The organism is Variovorax sp. V35, from assembly GCF_041154465.1.
Lineage (GTDB): Bacteria > Pseudomonadota > Gammaproteobacteria > Burkholderiales > Burkholderiaceae_C > Variovorax > Variovorax boronicumulans.
This window is the reverse complement of sequence record NZ_AP028666.1, coordinates 2,381,450-2,396,995: the sequence shown is the minus strand read 5'-3', so window position 1 is coordinate 2,396,995 and position 15,546 is coordinate 2,381,450. Positions and strand designations below refer to the sequence as shown.

General features: G+C 69.5%; 11 protein-coding genes and 1 pseudogene. 11 read left to right on the top strand and 1 reads right to left on the bottom strand.

Annotated features, from left to right (window positions below):
• Positions 1–19: 19 nt before the first annotated feature.
• From ACAM42_RS11070 to ACAM42_RS11025, 10 genes and pseudogenes are all read left to right on the top strand, one after another.
• On the top strand, positions 20–673 hold the full coding sequence (locus ACAM42_RS11070) for an SCO family protein (RefSeq protein WP_369632030.1): 654 nt from the start codon (positions 20–22) through the stop codon (positions 671–673).
• 86 nt (positions 674–759) lie between these two features.
• Entirely contained in the window at positions 760–2,121 is a 1,362-nt protein-coding gene (locus tag ACAM42_RS11065) for a TolC family outer membrane protein (RefSeq protein WP_369632029.1), read from the top strand.
• A 78-nt stretch (positions 2,122–2,199) separates the two neighbouring features.
• On the top strand, positions 2,200–2,856 hold the full coding sequence (locus tag ACAM42_RS11060; protein ID WP_369632028.1) for a winged helix-turn-helix domain-containing protein: 657 nt from the start codon (positions 2,200–2,202) through the stop codon (positions 2,854–2,856).
• Between the two features lie 216 nt (positions 2,857–3,072).
• Positions 3,073–5,784, top strand: a complete 2,712-nt coding sequence (locus ACAM42_RS11055) for an FAD-dependent oxidoreductase (protein WP_369632027.1) — start codon at positions 3,073–3,075, stop codon at positions 5,782–5,784.
• A 3-nt stretch (positions 5,785–5,787) separates the two neighbouring features.
• Positions 5,788–5,958: pseudogene (locus ACAM42_RS11050) on the top strand (acyl-CoA dehydrogenase family protein); the annotation flags it as partial.
• Positions 5,959–6,203: 245 nt separating this feature from the next.
• The gene (locus ACAM42_RS11045) at positions 6,204–7,187 is read left to right on the top strand and encodes a Bug family tripartite tricarboxylate transporter substrate binding protein (protein ID WP_369632026.1); all 984 of its coding nucleotides are present in this window, start codon (positions 6,204–6,206) and stop codon (positions 7,185–7,187) included.
• A gap of 55 nt (positions 7,188–7,242) precedes the next feature.
• Positions 7,243–9,603 carry an arylsulfatase gene (locus tag ACAM42_RS11040; protein WP_369632025.1) on the top strand — a complete coding sequence of 787 codons (2,361 nt, stop codon included), beginning with the start codon at positions 7,243–7,245 and terminating at the stop codon, positions 9,601–9,603.
• Positions 9,600–10,931, top strand: coding sequence for a DUF1254 domain-containing protein (locus tag ACAM42_RS11035; protein ID WP_369632024.1), 1,332 nt, complete (start codon positions 9,600–9,602; stop codon positions 10,929–10,931). The genes ACAM42_RS11040 and ACAM42_RS11035 overlap by 4 nt, the downstream gene beginning before the upstream one ends.
• A 43-nt stretch (positions 10,932–10,974) precedes the next feature.
• Positions 10,975–11,970, top strand: coding sequence for a Bug family tripartite tricarboxylate transporter substrate binding protein (locus ACAM42_RS11030; RefSeq protein WP_369632023.1), 996 nt, complete (start codon positions 10,975–10,977; stop codon positions 11,968–11,970).
• A 21-nt stretch (positions 11,971–11,991) separates the two neighbouring features.
• Positions 11,992–13,038: an AraC family transcriptional regulator gene (locus ACAM42_RS11025; RefSeq protein ID WP_369632022.1), complete on the top strand. Its 1,047-nt coding sequence runs from the start codon at positions 11,992–11,994 to the stop codon at positions 13,036–13,038.
• 9 nt (positions 13,039–13,047) lie between these two features.
• Here ACAM42_RS11025 and ACAM42_RS11020 read toward each other — a convergent pair whose 3' ends face one another.
• Entirely contained in the window at positions 13,048–13,776 is a 729-nt protein-coding gene (locus ACAM42_RS11020) for a Crp/Fnr family transcriptional regulator (protein WP_082817968.1), read from the bottom strand.
• A 422-nt stretch (positions 13,777–14,198) separates the two neighbouring features.
• On the opposite strand from ACAM42_RS11020, the gene ACAM42_RS11015 reads away from it, so the two are divergent.
• Positions 14,199–15,527, top strand: coding sequence for a porin (locus tag ACAM42_RS11015; protein WP_159275103.1), 1,329 nt, complete (start codon positions 14,199–14,201; stop codon positions 15,525–15,527).
• Positions 15,528–15,546: the final 19 nt, after the last annotated feature.

Below are 15,546 nucleotides of genomic sequence, written 5' to 3'. Positions count from 1 at the left end.
TGACTTTCAGGAGACTCTCATGAACCACCGCAGACACCTGTTCGCCGGACTGGGCGCCGCGTCCTTGTATGCGTTCGGCCTGCCCGCCTCCGCCGAGACCCTGGCAACGGCCACACGCCCGGGACGTCGCATGCCGAACGTCGAACTGAAGACCCACACCGGGGCGACGGTGAACTTCTACGACGACCTGGTACGCGGAAAGATCGTCGCCATCAACATGATGTACGCGGACTGCGAAGGCATCTGTCCGCTCATGACCAACAACCTCCTGCGCGTGCAGGAGCGCCTGGCCCATCGGGTGGGCAAGGACATCTTCATGTACTCGATCACCATCCGCCCGGAGGTCGACACCGTGGAGCACCTGGCCGACTACGCCGAGATGCACAGCGTCAACCCGGGCTGGCTTTTCCTGACCGGGAGCCAGCGCAGCATCGACCTCGTGCGCTTTGCCCTCGGCTTCTACGACCCGGACCCGAAGGTCGACAAGGAGATCAATCGCCACACCGGCATGGTGCGCATCGGCAACGACGTCTATGACCGCTGGTCGATGGCGCCGGCGCTGGCGGCGCCCGAGCAGATCGTGGCCGCCATCCTGCATGTCGATCGCAGCCCGGCCACGGCTCGCCGCGCGGGTGGCGCCATCTTGCAGGCCGACCCTCGGAGCACGGTCTGAACCAGCGCCTGCGCCGACCCCCGCCCGGTGGACAGGGCTCACGGGCCCCCGCCACCGGGAAGCGTCTCGTCCCGGCATGGGGCGTCGTGCTCGCAGCGAGCTTCGCGTGGCCCGTCCATGGCCAGAGCCTGGTCGAGATCTACACGTCGGCGCGCGGCTACGACGCCACCTACCAGGGCGCGCGGGCCCAGTACGAGGCCACGCTGGCGCGGGCGGCGCAGTCCAGGGCCGGCATCCTGCCCACCGTCGGCCTGTCGGCCGGCGCCTCGCACACCCGGCAGGACCTCTCGACGGAAGGCAGCGCGACGACGCGCGGGTTCAACACCCAGAGCATCGGCATCAACGCCACGCAGCCGCTGTACCGCCCCGCCAACTGGGCCGCCTACGAGCAGGGCCAGCGCCAGGCCGAGGTGGCGCAGATGGTGCTCACCATCGCCGAACAAGACCTCATCGTGCGCGTGAGCCAGGCCTACTTCGACGTGCTCGCCAGCCAGGACAGCCTGGCCCTGGTGCGCGCGCAGAAGGTGGCCGTGGCCGAGCAGCTCGCATCGGCCAAGCGCAATTTCGAGGTCGGCACCACCACCATCACCGATGCGCGCGAAGCGCAGGCCCGCTACGACCTGGTGATCGCGCAGGAGATCGCGGCCGAGAACGACCTGCAGGTGAAGAAGATCGTGCTCGACCAGCTCGTCGGCAGCACCGGCAGCGTGCCCGTGCCGCTGGCGGCGCCCGTGGTGCTGCCTCCGCTCGCGCCCGCCGACATCGAGGTCTGGACCTCGCACGCGGATGCCGGGCACCCTGCGATCCAGCAGGCCCGCCTGGGCCTGGACGTGGCCGGGCTCGAGGTGCAGAAGGCGCAGGCCGGCCACCTGCCCACGCTCGATGCAACCCTGGGCTACAACGTCACGAACAACCCCCAGGGCACCAACACCACGCCGGGCCGCTCGCGGGTCAAGGCCGTCACCGTGGGCGTCTCCCTCAACCTGCCCTTGTTTGCAGGCTACGCGATCGAGAACCGCGTCAGGGAAACGCTGGCGCTCGAAGACCAGTCGCGCTCGCTGCTCGAGGCCACGCGCCGCGGCGTCGCGCAGGCCACCCGCGCCACCTACCTGGGGCTGGTGTCGGCCGCCGGCCAGGTGAAGGCGCTCGAAGCCGCCGAGGTCTCCAGCCAGATCGCGCTGGAGGCCAATCGCATGGGCTACCAGGTGGGCGTGCGCATCAACATCGACGTGCTCAACGCGCAGAGCCAGCTGTTCCAGACCAAGCGCGACCTGGCGGTGGCGCGCTATTCGGTGCTGCTCGGCAATCTCAAGCTGCGGCAGGCCAACGGCACGCTGGTGCCCGAGGACCTGAACGCCATCGATGCCGCGCTTGCAACCCACGGCCGCCCCCCGGTCGACAGCGCGGCGCCCGTCTCCGTGTCCAGGAGAACGCCGGCCCGCCAATGACGAGGCATGCCATGGCACGTACCGACAGCACCAGCGACTGCTCGCGGCCATGACGGCGCTGAACATGCAGGTGACGCCATGCGACTGCTTCTGCTTCAGGATCGCGCGCGGGTCGACGACGGCCTGTTCACGCACTTGCGCAAGAACGGGTTCCTGATCGACAGCGTCGAGCGGCTCGGCGACATCGACGTGCTGGAGAACGAGTCCTACGACGTGCTGCTCGTCAGCTCGCAGTTGCCCGACGGATCGGGACTCGACTGGGTCCGGTTGTTGCGGGTGCAGCACATCACCACGCCGGTCCTGATGCTGATGGTGGGAGCGCCCGGCCCGACCGCGCAGGCCGAGGTCCTCGACGCGGGCGCGGACGACTTCGTGGTGATGCCGTGCCGCCCCGAGCTGGTGGCCGAGCGGGTGCGGGCACTGCGTTGCCGGGCCGCGGGCCTGGCAACGCCGCGCGTGCGGTGCGGCGACGTCGAGTTCGACCTGGGCAGCCGGACGACGGTCCGCTGCGGCATGCCTGTCGCGCTGACCGAGCGGGAATGGAACCTGGTGGAGGCGCTCGCGCTTCGCTTCGATCACACGGTCCCCAAGGCCCAGGTGGAATTGCTGGTGCAGGGGATTCACGGCGCACCGACGAGCAACGCCCTGGAAGTGCATCTGTCCAACGTGCGGCGCAAGCTCGGGCGGCAGATCATCCGCACGATTCGCGGGGTCGGCTACCGCCTGAATACCTGAGCCCGTCGTCTTCAGACTCGTAAGCGTGCCGCACACAAGATAGCAACCTTAAGACGTGCGACTGGCCAGAATCGCACCACTCGCAGAGCCCCATCACTCACCGATGGCGCCACCACTGTCGCAGCGTCCCCCCGGGGCATGAATGGCGACACCTTCTCACGCAGGTACCACCGAACCATGTTCAAGCCCTCTCCCGCTCTCGTTTTCGCCAATTTCATGCAGCTGCCGACCATCGTGCCGAAAGCGGTGTGGCGCGCGCTGCGCGTGGTGAGCATCGCCTCGGCCCTGGCCCTGGCCGTCATGCTGGCGCTGCGGCCCGCCACCGCGATGCCGTTGTTCTGGGGGCTGATCGTGCCGTCGCTTCCGCTCGTGTTCATGCTGGCACCCGGGCTGTGGCGCAACGTCTGCCCGTTGGCCGCCATCAACCAGATCCCCCGCAGGCTCGGCATCACGCGCGCACTCACGAGCCGCCGCCTGTCGCAGGGCGCGGCATTTCCGATCGGCATCGGCCTGCTGATCTGCGCGGTCGTCGCGCGCAAGCTGCTGTTCAACGGCAACGGCATGGCCACCGCCGGCCTGCTGGCGGCAGCCATGGGGGCGGCGCTCATCGGAGGCCTGCTGTTCAAGGGCAAGAGCGGCTGGTGCAGCAGCATCTGCCCCCTGCTGCCGGTGCAGCGGCTGTACGGCCAGACGCCGTTCATCCGCATCGCCAACACGCACTGCGAACCGTGCGTGGGCTGCGCCAAGAACTGCTACGACCTCAACCCCGGCGCCGCGTACCTGGCCGACCAGTACGACCCGAACCCGGCGTACCGCAACTTCCGCAGCTTCTTCGCGGGCGTCTTTCCGGGCCTGATCCTCGGCTACTACCTCGTGCCCTCGCCCGCCGAGATCGGCCCGGTCTCCACGGTCATGCAGATGCTGGTCTACATGGCGGCCAGCCTGACGCTCTTCAACCTGATCGAATTGCTGGGCAGCAAGACGCGCAACCTGTCGCCGGTGCTCTTCGCGGCGGCCGCGTTCTCGCTGTACTACTGGTTCACCGCCCCGCTGGTCGTCAGCACCTTGAGCAGCCTGAGCGGCATGGCCATCGCCCCCGAAGTCGTCGCCACGCTGCGCGGCCTGACGATCATCGCGAGCCTGACGTGGATCGCGCGGTCGCTGCATGTCGAGCGCCTGTTCCTTCGCCGTGAATTGCGCAAGGGCGTCCGGGACGGCTCCCGGCTGGCGCCGATCGTCATCGAGACGATGCGGCTGCACCGCGGCCCGAACGACGCCGCGCGCAAGGCGCCGGTTGCGGCCCCGCCGGAGAACGAGGCCGCTGCGGCCGCCCCGGCCGATGCGTCCACGCAGCCTGCCGAACTCTGCATCGACCCCACCGGCATGAAGACCCCCATCCGCAAGGGCCAGACCCTGCTCGAAGCGCTCGAGGACTGCGGCGCCCCCATCAACGCCGGCTGTCGTTCCGGCGTGTGCGGCGCCGACCCGATCGCCGTCGTGGCGGGCGGCGAACGGCTCGCCCCCATCGGCAGCGACGAGCGGGCGACGCTGGCCCGGCTCGGCTGCGCCGACGGCACGCGCCTGGCCTGCATGGCGCGCATCCGCAATGCCGGGCCCATCCGCATCGACCTGAAGCGGGAGGCGACCCCGGCGGCGCGCGAGACACGCAAGCCCGAGGTCGTGCCCTTCGATGCGTCGATCCGCCGCGTCGTGATCGTGGGCAACGGCGTGGCCGGCCTGACCGCGGCCGACCATGTGCGGCGCCGCCACCCCGACTGCGAGATCCATCTCATCGGCCGCGAGAACCACAACGCCTACAACCGGATGGCCATTGCCAAGCTGATCAGCATGCCGACGGGTGTCCAGGGCCTGCACCTGCTGCCCGAGCAGTGGTATGCCGAGCACCGTGTCACCGCGTGGCTCAACACGCATGTGTCGGGCGTCGACACGCAGCGTCGCGAGCTCACGCTGGCGACCCGCGAGACGCTGGGCTACGACAGGCTCATCCTGTGCTCCGGCAGTTCGGCGTGGGTCCCGCCGCTCGAGGGCTACGGCATCGAGGGCAGCTTTGTGCTGCGCGATGCCGACGACGCGATGGCGATCCGCGACTACATGCAGCGCTTCCACGGCACCTGCGCGGTCGTGCTGGGGGCCGGCTTGCTCGGCCTGGAAGCCGCGCAGGCGCTGGCGCAGCTCGGGGCGCAGGTCCAGGTGCTGTCGAACAGCGGCCAGATCCTGGACCGGCAGATCGACACCCCGGCCAGCGCCTTGCTGGAAGCGCACCTGGCAACCCAGGGCATCCATGTCATGACCGGTGCCGACGCCGCGCGGCTGGAGCCGGGCAGCGAGGGCCGCGTGGCGCGGCTCGTGCTCAAGGACGGACGCCAGCTCCCCGCCGACGTGGTCGTGGTGTGCACCGGCGTGCGCGCCAACGTCGACATCGCGCAGTCGGCCGGGCTGGCGCTCGGCCGCGGCATCATCGTCGACGCACAGATGCGCACCAGTGCCCCCCATGTCTACGCCGCGGGCGATGTGGCCGAGTTCGAGGGCCACTCGATCCCCTTGTGGGCCGTGGCGGCCGAGCAGGGCGAAATTGCGGCCGTCAATGCGCTGGGCGGCAAGCGCGTCTATCGCGGCCATGTGCCCGTGACCGCGCTGAAGGTCTCGGGCATCGACGTCCGCTCCGCGGGCTCGGTGCACGCCGCGCGGCCCGGCGAATTCGAGTTGACGCAGTCCGAGCCTGCGCAGGGCATCTATCGCAAGCTGGTGGTCGCCGAGGGCCGGCTTGTCGGCGCGGTGCTGGTCGGATCGCCGGACGAGGCGGACGAGGTCATTCCGGCCGTGCGCGAGCACGCGCCGGTCTCCGCGATGACCGCCTTGCTGGAGCGTGGGGACTGGCAGCAGCATTCGGTGGCATTGGCGGCCTAGCCCTGCACGCAGCAGGGCAAGGCCCTGGACGAATGCCTGCAGCGGTTCGGCGACTGCGGCTACATGGTCGAGTACCCGATCGCACGCATGCATGCCGACGCGCGCGTGCAGCGCATCTACAGCGGCACCAGCGAGATCATGAAGGACCTGATCGCGCGCAAGCTCGGCGCGTGAAAGCACCCCGTCGAGGTTGCCCGCGACCACGGAACGACAACGCGCCCTCGCCGGTCGGCATGCAGCCTGCCTCCGGCTGAGCCAGAGGGTATTCCCCGAGCCGGTGTCGGCGAATCTGTCGGCTGGTTGACGGAATCGATGGCCGCTGTTTCCTAGCATGGAGACGCAGTCCCACCCCCTGTAGCAACGGGGGACGCGCCCGAAGGCGCGGGACCTGCGCGACCCATTCCCAAGGAGACATTCCCGTGAACAGGACATTGCTGCGGCCGGCACTCACCGCGCTGGCCCTTCTCGCCCTCGCCGGCACGGCCACGGCGCAAGACGGCGCCGGCTACCCGGGCAAGACGGTGACCATCGTCGTGCCCACGCCGCCCGCCGGCGGCACCGACCTCATCGCGCGGCTGTTCGCCGACGTGCTGGGCAAGGCCTTCAAGCAGAGCGTGATCGTCGACAACCGCGCCGGCGCCAACGGCATCCTGGGCGTCGACTTCGTCGCCAAGGGGCCGGCCGACGGCACGCGCGTGCTGTTCACCTACGCCGCCACGATGGTGATCAACCCGGCGCTCTACAAGAAGCTGCCCTACGAGCCGCTCAAGGACTTCGCGCCCGTTGCGCAGGTGGGCCGCGGCGGCAACCTGCTGCTGGTGCGCAAGGACCTGCCGCCGAACACGCTCAAGGACTTCGTCACCCATGCCAAGGCCCACCCCGACAAGCTGAACTACTGCTCGTGGGGCAACGGCTCGGGCGGCCACCTCACGATGGAAAGCCTGAAGAAGCAGGCCGGCATCTCGCTGCTGCACGTGCCCTACAAGGGCAGCAGCCCCTGCGTGCAGGACCTCATGGGCGGCCAGGTGGACGCCGGCTTCGCCGACATCTCCTCCACCATCGAGGTGGTGAAGGCCGGCCGGGTCAAGGCCCTGGCCTACAGCGGCCCCGACCGCCTGCCGATGCTGCCCGACGTGCCCACGATGACGCAGGCCGGGTTCCCGTTCAAGAACTACACCTGGTACGGCTTCTTCGTGCCGGCCAAGACGCCGCCCGCCGTCGTCAAGCGCCTGAACGAAGAGATCTACCGCGCCCTGCAGGACCCGGCCGTGACCCAGCGCCTGCGCGAACTCAACTTCACCGACCTGCCGCGCCCCACGCCCGAGCAGTTCAAGGAAGTCCTGCGCCAGGACCTGCAGGACTGGAGCGCCCTGGTCAAGTCCATCGGCGTCACGCTGGACTGACGCCCCATCCACCACGACGCCGGGGGCCCTGCCCTCGCGCGTTCCGGAGACCCCCATGACACAAGAAAAATCCAACCCGTCCGCGACCCTCGGCGGCTTCAACACCCTGCCCGGCCAGGGCAGCCACCTGCCCTTCGACGCGCCGCCCAGCGCCAGCATCGCGGGGCGCAAGCTGTCGGAGTCCACGCACGAGCGGCGCAAGGCGGTGCCGCACCTGCGCGACGACGCACCGAACGTGCTGATCGTGATGCTCGACGACGCCGGCTTCGCGCACCCCGACACCTTCGGCGGCGAGATCCACACGCCCACGCTGACGCGGCTGGCCGGCAGCGGCATCACCTACAACGCCTTCCACAACTGCGGCGTGTGCTCGCCCACGCGCGCGTCGCTGCTGACGGGGCGCAACGCGCACCGCGTGGGCTACGGCCACATCTCCGAATACGCCACCGACTGGGACGGCTACGTGGGCGTCATTCCCAAGAGCGCCGGCACCCTGGCCGAGGTGCTCGGGGCCTGGGGCTACAACACGGCCGCGTTCGGCAAGTGGCACAACACGCCGGCCAACCTGACCACGCAGATGGGCCCCTTCGACCGCTGGCCCACCGGCCACGGCTTCAATCACTTCTACGGTTTCCTGGGCGGCGAGAGCTCGCAGTACGAGCCGCGCCTGGTCGAGAACACCACGCTCATCGAGCCGCCGCGCGACGAGGGCTACCACCTGAGCGAGGACATGGCCGACAAGGCCTGCGGCTGGCTGCGCCGCCACCGCGCCATCACGCCCGACAAGCCCTTCCTGATGTACTGGGCGCCCGGTGCGGTGCATGGCCCGCACCACGTCTTCAAGGAATGGACCGACAAGTACAAGGGCAAGTTCGACGACGGCTGGGACGCCTACCGCGAACGCGCCTTCGCGCGCCAGAAGGAGATGGGCTGGATTCCCGAGACCGCCGAGCTCACGCCCCGGCCCGAGACGCTCGCCAGCTGGGACAGCATCCCCGAGGCCGAGCGCCCGTTCCAGCGCCGGCTGATGGAGGTCTACGCCGGCTTCCTGGAGCACACCGATGCGCAGATCGGCAAGGTCGTCGACGCGCTGGAGCAGCTCGGGCTGCGCGACAACACGCTGGTGTTCTTCGTGTTCAGCGACAACGGCGGCAGCGCCGAAGGACAGAACGGCACCGTGGTCGAGCTGCTGGCGCAGAACCGCATCTCCACCAAGATCTCGCAGCACCTCGAACTGCTGGAAGGCCTGGGCGGCCTCGACGCACTGGGTGGCCGCAAGACCGACAACATGTACCACGCCGGCTGGGCCTGGGCCGGCTCCACGCCGTTCCAGAGCACCAAGCTCATCGCCGCGCACTTCGGCGGCACGCGCACGCCGCTGGTCGTGTCGTGGCCGCGCGGCATCCGGCCCGACACCACGCCGCGCTCGCAGTTCCACCACGTCAACGACATCGCGCCGACGCTCTACGACATCTTGGGCATCACGCCGCCGGTCGAGCTCAACGGCGTGCGGCAGGATTCGCTGGACGGCATCTCGATGGCCTACACCTTCGCCCATCCACAGGCCGAGGGCCGCAAGGGCGTGCAGTACTTCGAGGTGGCGGGCAGCCGCATGGTGCACCACGACGGCTGGACCGCGGGCGTGTTCGGCCCGCGCATTCCCTGGGTCGCGGGCGCCGCGCCCGGGCTGGCCACCTGGGACCCGGACAACGACGTCTGGGAGCTGTACCACGTCGCGAAGGACTACGCCCAAGCGCACGACCTGGCGCAGGCGCAGCCCGCCAGGCTGGCGCAGATGAAGGAGATGTTCGCCGTGCAGGCGGGCATCAACCACGTCTATCCGCTGGGCGCGATCTACCACCTGACGCTCAAGCCGCAGCACCGCATCGCGCCCCGGCATACCTCGTGGCACTTCAGCGGTGACATCACGCGCATCCCGGAGAACTGCGCGCCCAACATCAAGACGCGCAGCCACACGGCCACCGTCGATGCCACGCTGGGCGAGCGCGGGAGCGGCGTGCTGTTCGCGCTGGGCGGCTTCAACGGCGGCATCTGCCTGTACCTGGACGACGGCCACCTGGCCTACGAATACAACATGCTCGGCATGTACCGCTTCAAGGCGCGCTCGCCCGCGCGCATCGCCGCCGGACGCCATGCGATCGACGTCGAGTTCACGATGAGCGACGGCACGGCGCCCCAGCGGCCCGCGCACGCCGTGCTGCGCGTCGATGGTGTGCAGGTGGCAGCGTGCGACATCGGCGTCACCGTGACGGCCATCTTCTCGGCCTGCGAGACCTTCGACGTCGGCTGCGACCTGGGCTCGCCAGTGGCGGCCGAGTACTTCGACCGTGCGCCGTTCGGCTTCGACGGGCAGATCCACGACGTCTGGCTGCGCTATGCGGAGGTCCAGTCGTGAGCACGTTGATCACCGAAGCAGACGCCTACGCCATCGGCATCGAGGCCTACACCTATGCCTATCCGATGGTGGTGATGGAGCTGACGCGCCGCGTGGCCACCAACGTCGCGCAGCCCGACGGCGCGCGCGTGCGCGGGCCGATGAACCGCTTCGTGCACGTGCCCACCTACCCCGACGCCGGCTTCAAGGACGTGGTGCGTCCCAACGCCGACACGCTGTACTCCAACATCTGGTACGACGTCGGCGAAGAGCCGCTGGTACTGACGCTGCCGGACATGGGCGATCGCTACCACGTCATTCCGTTCTACGACCTGTGGACCGACGTGTTCGCCACGCTGGGCACGCGCACCAACGGCAATGGCGGTGGCCACTTCGCGCTCGTCGGCCCGCGCTGGAAAGGCACGCTGCCCGAGGGCGTGCGCGCCATCGTGAGCCCCACGGACGTGGGCTGGATCGTGGGGCGCATCCAGACCAACGGCGCGGCCGACTACGCCCACGTGCACACGCTGCAGGCCGGCTTCGAGGCCGTGCCGCTGTCGGCCTGGGGCAAGCCCCATGACCCACCCGCCGGCCACGTCGATGCAGCGCTGGACATGCGCCCGCCCGTCGAGCAGGTGGCCGCGCTCGGTGCCGGTGCCTTCTTCGCGCTCTTCGCCGAACTGCTCCAGCGCAACCCGCCGCATGCCACCGACGGTGCGCTGCTGCTGCGCATGGAGCGCATCGGCCTCGTCCCCGGCCGCAGCTTCGCACTGGCCGAAGCACCCGAGGTGGTGCAACGCGCCCTCAAGCGCGCCGCGCCCGATGCCTACCGGCGCATGCTCGAGCGCGCGCCGGCGATGCGCATGGTGCGCAACGGCTGGAGCCTCGGCAGCAACGTGGGCGTCTACGGCAACGACTACCTGGCGCGCGCCTTCGTCGCCTACGCCGGCCTGGGCGCCCTGCCGCGCGAAGAGGCGATGTACCCGCGCTCGGTCTGCGACAGCGAGGGCCAGCCGCTGTCGGGCACTGCGCGCTACGTGCTGCACTTCGGCGCGCACGAGCTGCCGCCGGCCGATGCGTTCTGGTCGCTGACGCTGTACGGCCCCGACCAGTTCTTCGTCGACAACGCGCTGAACCGCTACGCCATCGGCGACCGCGACGCGCTCGCCTTCAACGCCGACGGTTCGCTGGACCTGTACATCCAGCACGCGTCGCCGGGCCCGGCCAAGGCCCCGAACTGGCTGCCCGCGCCCGCCGGCCCCTTCAGCATAAACCTGCGCCTGTACGTGCCGCAGGCGCCGGTGCTCGACGGGCGCTGGGCACCGCCCGCGCTGAAGCGCCTGCCCTGACCGAACCGACCGCATCGTCTCCCATTCGAAAGGCACTCACTTCATGAACCGTTCCCGCTTCCGCGCGCTGCGCGCGCCCGGCCTGTGCATCGTCGTGCTCCAGCTCGCGGCCGGTGCCGCCATGGCGCAGACCGACTACCCGAGCAAGCCGATCCGCATCATCGTCCAGTACCAGGCAGGCGGCTCGGCCGACGCGCTCGCGCGGCTGGTCGGCGACGGGCTCGCCAAGCGACTGAAGCAGCCCGTGCTGGTGGAGAACCGCAGCGGCGCCGGCGGCATCATCGGCACCGACTACGTGGCCAAGAGCGCGCCCGACGGCTACACGGTGCTGCTGTCGGTACCGGGCCCGATCGCGGCGAACCTGGCGCTGTACAAGAAGCTGCCCTACGACCCGCGCACCGACCTGCGCCACGTGTCGGACATCGCGAGCACGCGCACCATCATGGTCGTGCACCCTTCCGTGCCGGCGCAGGATTTCAAAAGCCTCGTCGAGGCCGTGCGCAAGGCGCCCGGCAAGTACGCGATGGGCTCCTGGGGCCCCGGCGTGCAGCCGCACCAGATGCAGGCCTTCATGGACAAGACCTACGGCACCCAGACGCTGCACGCGGCCTACAAGGGCGAAAGCCCGATGGCGGTCGACCTGCTCAGCGGCGTGATCCAGATGACCGTGGGTTCCATCAGCACCTTCCAGCCCTACGTCGCGGCCGGCAAGCTGCGCGCCATCGCTGTGCCGGGCGCGCAGCGCGCCAAGGCCGCCCCCACGGTGCCGACCTTCGCCGAGCAGGGCTACAAGGACGACATGTTCATGCTCATGGCGCCGACCTCGCTGCTGGTACCCGCCAAGACGCCCGACGCCATCGTCGAGAAGCTCAGCCGCGAAGTCGCCGCGGTGGTGAAGCAGCCCGAGGTGCAGCGCCGCATCGAGGACATGGGCGCCGAGCCCATCGGCAACACGCCGGCCGAAGCCTCGGCGGCGTACAAGGCGTTCCTGCCCGTGTCGCTGAAGCTCACGCGGGCCACGGGCGTCACGCTGGACTGATTGCGCCGCTTCTCGAGAACCGTGCATCACCCGCCTCCCGATTTCGAACCCCGGGTGTACACCCCGCAGCGCATCGCCGCAGTCGTCGCCACGCTGGCCTCGGACGGCATCCCCGCCGCACAGGCCCTGGCCGGCAGCGAGCTCGACGAGGCCGCGCTGCGCGCGCCCGGCACGCGCGTGTCGTATGCGCAGACGGTGACCGTGCTGCGCAATGCGCTCGCGCTGGCACGCAACCCCACGGTGGCGCTGCGTGCCGGCGCGCGCATGCACCTCACGGCCTACGGCATGTGGGGCTACGCGCTGCAGAGCAGCCCCACCTTCAGCGCGTTGATCGAGTTCGCCATCACCTACCGCCGCGCCATCGGGCCGCTGGCCGACATGCACCACGACCCCGCGCGCGCGCCCGGCACCTGCAACTTCGAGGTGCTGGTGTCGCCCGACCCGCGCGATCCGCTCTACCGCTTTGCGCTGGCCTTCACCTTCGCGGCCCACCTGACGCTGGCACGCGACCTGTACGGCGATGGCTTCGGCTTCACGGGCCTGCGCCTGGCCTGCCCCGCGCCCGAGCACGGCGCGGGCGTCTGGGAGGCGTGGTTCCAGTGTCCCGTGCAGTTCGGCCAGCCCGACAACGCGCTGCAGTTCGACGAGGCCTGGTGCACGCGCGCGCCGCGCCTGCACGATCCGCTCACGCACGCCATGGCCAGCGAGAGCTGCCAGCAGTTCATGGCCGGGCTCGCGCATGCCGGCGGCATCGCCGCGGCGGTGCGCCGCAAGTTGGTGGAGCAGATGCCGTGGCGCTTTCCGAGCATCGAGTCGATGGCCCGCACGCTCGCGCTGGAGCCGCGCACGCTGCGGCGACGGCTCGCCACGCATGGCACCACGTACCGGTCGATCCTCAACGAGGTGCGCCTGCGGCTGGCCATCGAGTACCTGCGCAAGACCCGCATGACCACCGAGGAGATCGCGGAGCGTCTGGGCTACAGCGAGGCCGCGAACTTCCGGCACGCCTTCGTGCGCTGGACCGGCACCAGCCCGCACGCCTACCGCCTGGCCTGCGCGCCGTGCTGAGGCCTCGGCTCAATCTTCCGCAGCGATGCGGTGCAGTCGGGGCAGGTCGACCACGGTGACCAGGCGGTAGCCCTCGTTGCAGCCGAGCACGCCCTCGTCCTTGAACTGCGCCAGTTCCTTGCCGACGGTCTGGCGCGACACGCCCAGCATGTTCGCCAGGTCGGTCTGCGACACGCGCAGCTCGGTGTCGCACGGCGCGCCGCTCGCGTCCCCGTAGCGATACACCATGTTGAGCAGCGTGATCGCCGTGCGCCGGCGCACCGAGCCCAGCACCTGGTCCTGCAGGATCTCGGCGCTCATGCGATAGCGCCGCAGCATGGTCTGGGCGATGCTGCGCCACAGCACCGGCTCCGCATCGAGGATGCGCCGCATGGCAGCACCGGGGATGTGGATGATGTGCGAATCGGCGCGCGCATCGAAGGCGAAGATGGGCTGCATGTCGTCGATGAGATGCACCATGCGCGTGATCTGGCCGGCCCCGAGCACCGAGAGGATGTACTTGTCGCCGGCCGCGTTGGTGGCCGCGATCTCGATCGAGCCCGACACGATCACGAACACCTCTCGCTGGTGGTTGCCGCGGCTCACGAGCGGCGTGCGGCGCCGGTAGTGCCTGGCGCGCGCGGCGTTCGCCAACTCGCGCAGCCGGTCTTTCGGCCAATCGAGAAACACCGCGCACGTGCTCAGCCCGTGCTCGATCTCTTCCCTTGTGCTCTGCGATACGGGTTGCGGGTATTCCATGGGATGACTCAGCAAAAACTGTTGCCTGGTTGACGGATTCGAAGAGCAGCGATTCCTATCATAGGACTGGCCAATCAAAGAACAACGAGGAACTCCCTAAGTGAGACATGCACGTTCCCTGCCTGCACGCCCGACGCTGTTTCGCAGCACCGCGGCGCGTTCGTTGATCCGGCTTCTTGCGTCGCCCATGCGACGCGATGCGCGAACGACGAGACCCCTGCGCAGCATGCGCGGCTCGCGCGACGCGATGCGAATGCCGTGATGCGCGACCACACGGCCCGCGCGCGCGGCTAGAGGCCGCCCCCTTTTTCCCGAAGTCCCCGAAGGGCATCCGCCCTTCGGAACACCCGAGCCCTGGAACGCAGCGATGCGCACCAGCGGACTCGTTCATCCCTGAAGAAGCAAGCAAAGCAAGACCTGCCATGAAACATCACTCCCTCGCCGCACTGGCCCTTCTCGCTACTGCCGGCACTGCATCGGCGCAATCCTCCGTCACGGTGTTCGGCATCGTCGACGTCGGCATCAGCCGCTACACGTCCAAGAGCACGTACCACAGCCCCAACCCCTTCGCGCTGCCGCCCGCGAACGCCGCGGGCGGCAGCGCCAAGACGAGCCAGACCGCGCTGTCGAACTCGGGCTATGCGGGCAGCCGCGTCGGCTTTCGCGGCACGGAGGACCTGGGGGGCGGCCTGGCGGCGAGCTTCTGGCTGGAGTCGGGCATCACCAACGACGACGGCGCCAAGGGCATCACCAACTTCAACCGCCGCTCGACGATGAGCCTGTCGGGTCCGTTCGGCGAACTGCGCCTGGGCCGCGACTACGCCGCGACCTTCTGGAACGACACCGTCTTCGATCCCTTCGGCACCAACGGCGTGGGCACCAACCTCATCGCCAACATCAACAGCCGCATCGCCGCCATCGCCGGCCCCGGCTCCGTGGTGGCCGCGACCGACAACTACATCCGTACCGGCAACTCGATCGGCTACTTCCTGCCGCCGAACCTGGGCGGCGTCTACGGCCAGCTGCAGTACACACTGCACGAGAACACCAAGCGCAGCGACCAGCCCGGCACGCCGTCGGCCAAGGGCCGTTACGTGGGCGGTCGCCTGGGCTATGCCAGCGGGCCGCTCGACCTGGCCCTGGCCTACGGGCAGAGCACGGCCGCCGACAGCACCACGCTCAACGCGCTGGGCATCGCGACCGCCACGCAGGAGCGCAAGATCAACGCGCTGAACCTGGGCGCGTCGTACAACTTCGGCCCCGCCAAGCTGTTCGCCGAGGTCTCGCGCGTGCAGGACAAGAACGAGACGGGCACGCTGCAGAACCTGCCGGGCCTGGCGGTTCCGTTCATGAACACCGCCACGCGCAAGGACAAGTACAACGGCTACATGCTGGGCGTGACCGTGCCCGTGGGCCCGGGCCTCATCCGCGCGTCGTACGCGTCGGTGAAGTACAAGAACGGCGCGCCGGCCGCGACCGACCTGAACAGCCTGCTGTGGGGCCTGAACGGCAACCGCGACACCACGGCCAACCAGATCTCGCTGGGCTACGTGCACAACCTGTCCAAGCGCACCGCGCTGTATGCCTCGGTGTCGCGCATCCGCATCAAGGACGGCTGGAACAACCCCGGCGTGATGGGCGCCATCACCGGCGGCTCGGCCGCCTACCTCACGGGCGGCACCGCGCAGGCCGCGGGCTGGGCGCCGCGCTCGTCGATGGGCTACGACTTCGGCATCCGCCACGCGTTCTGAGCGCATGCGAAAAGAGGTA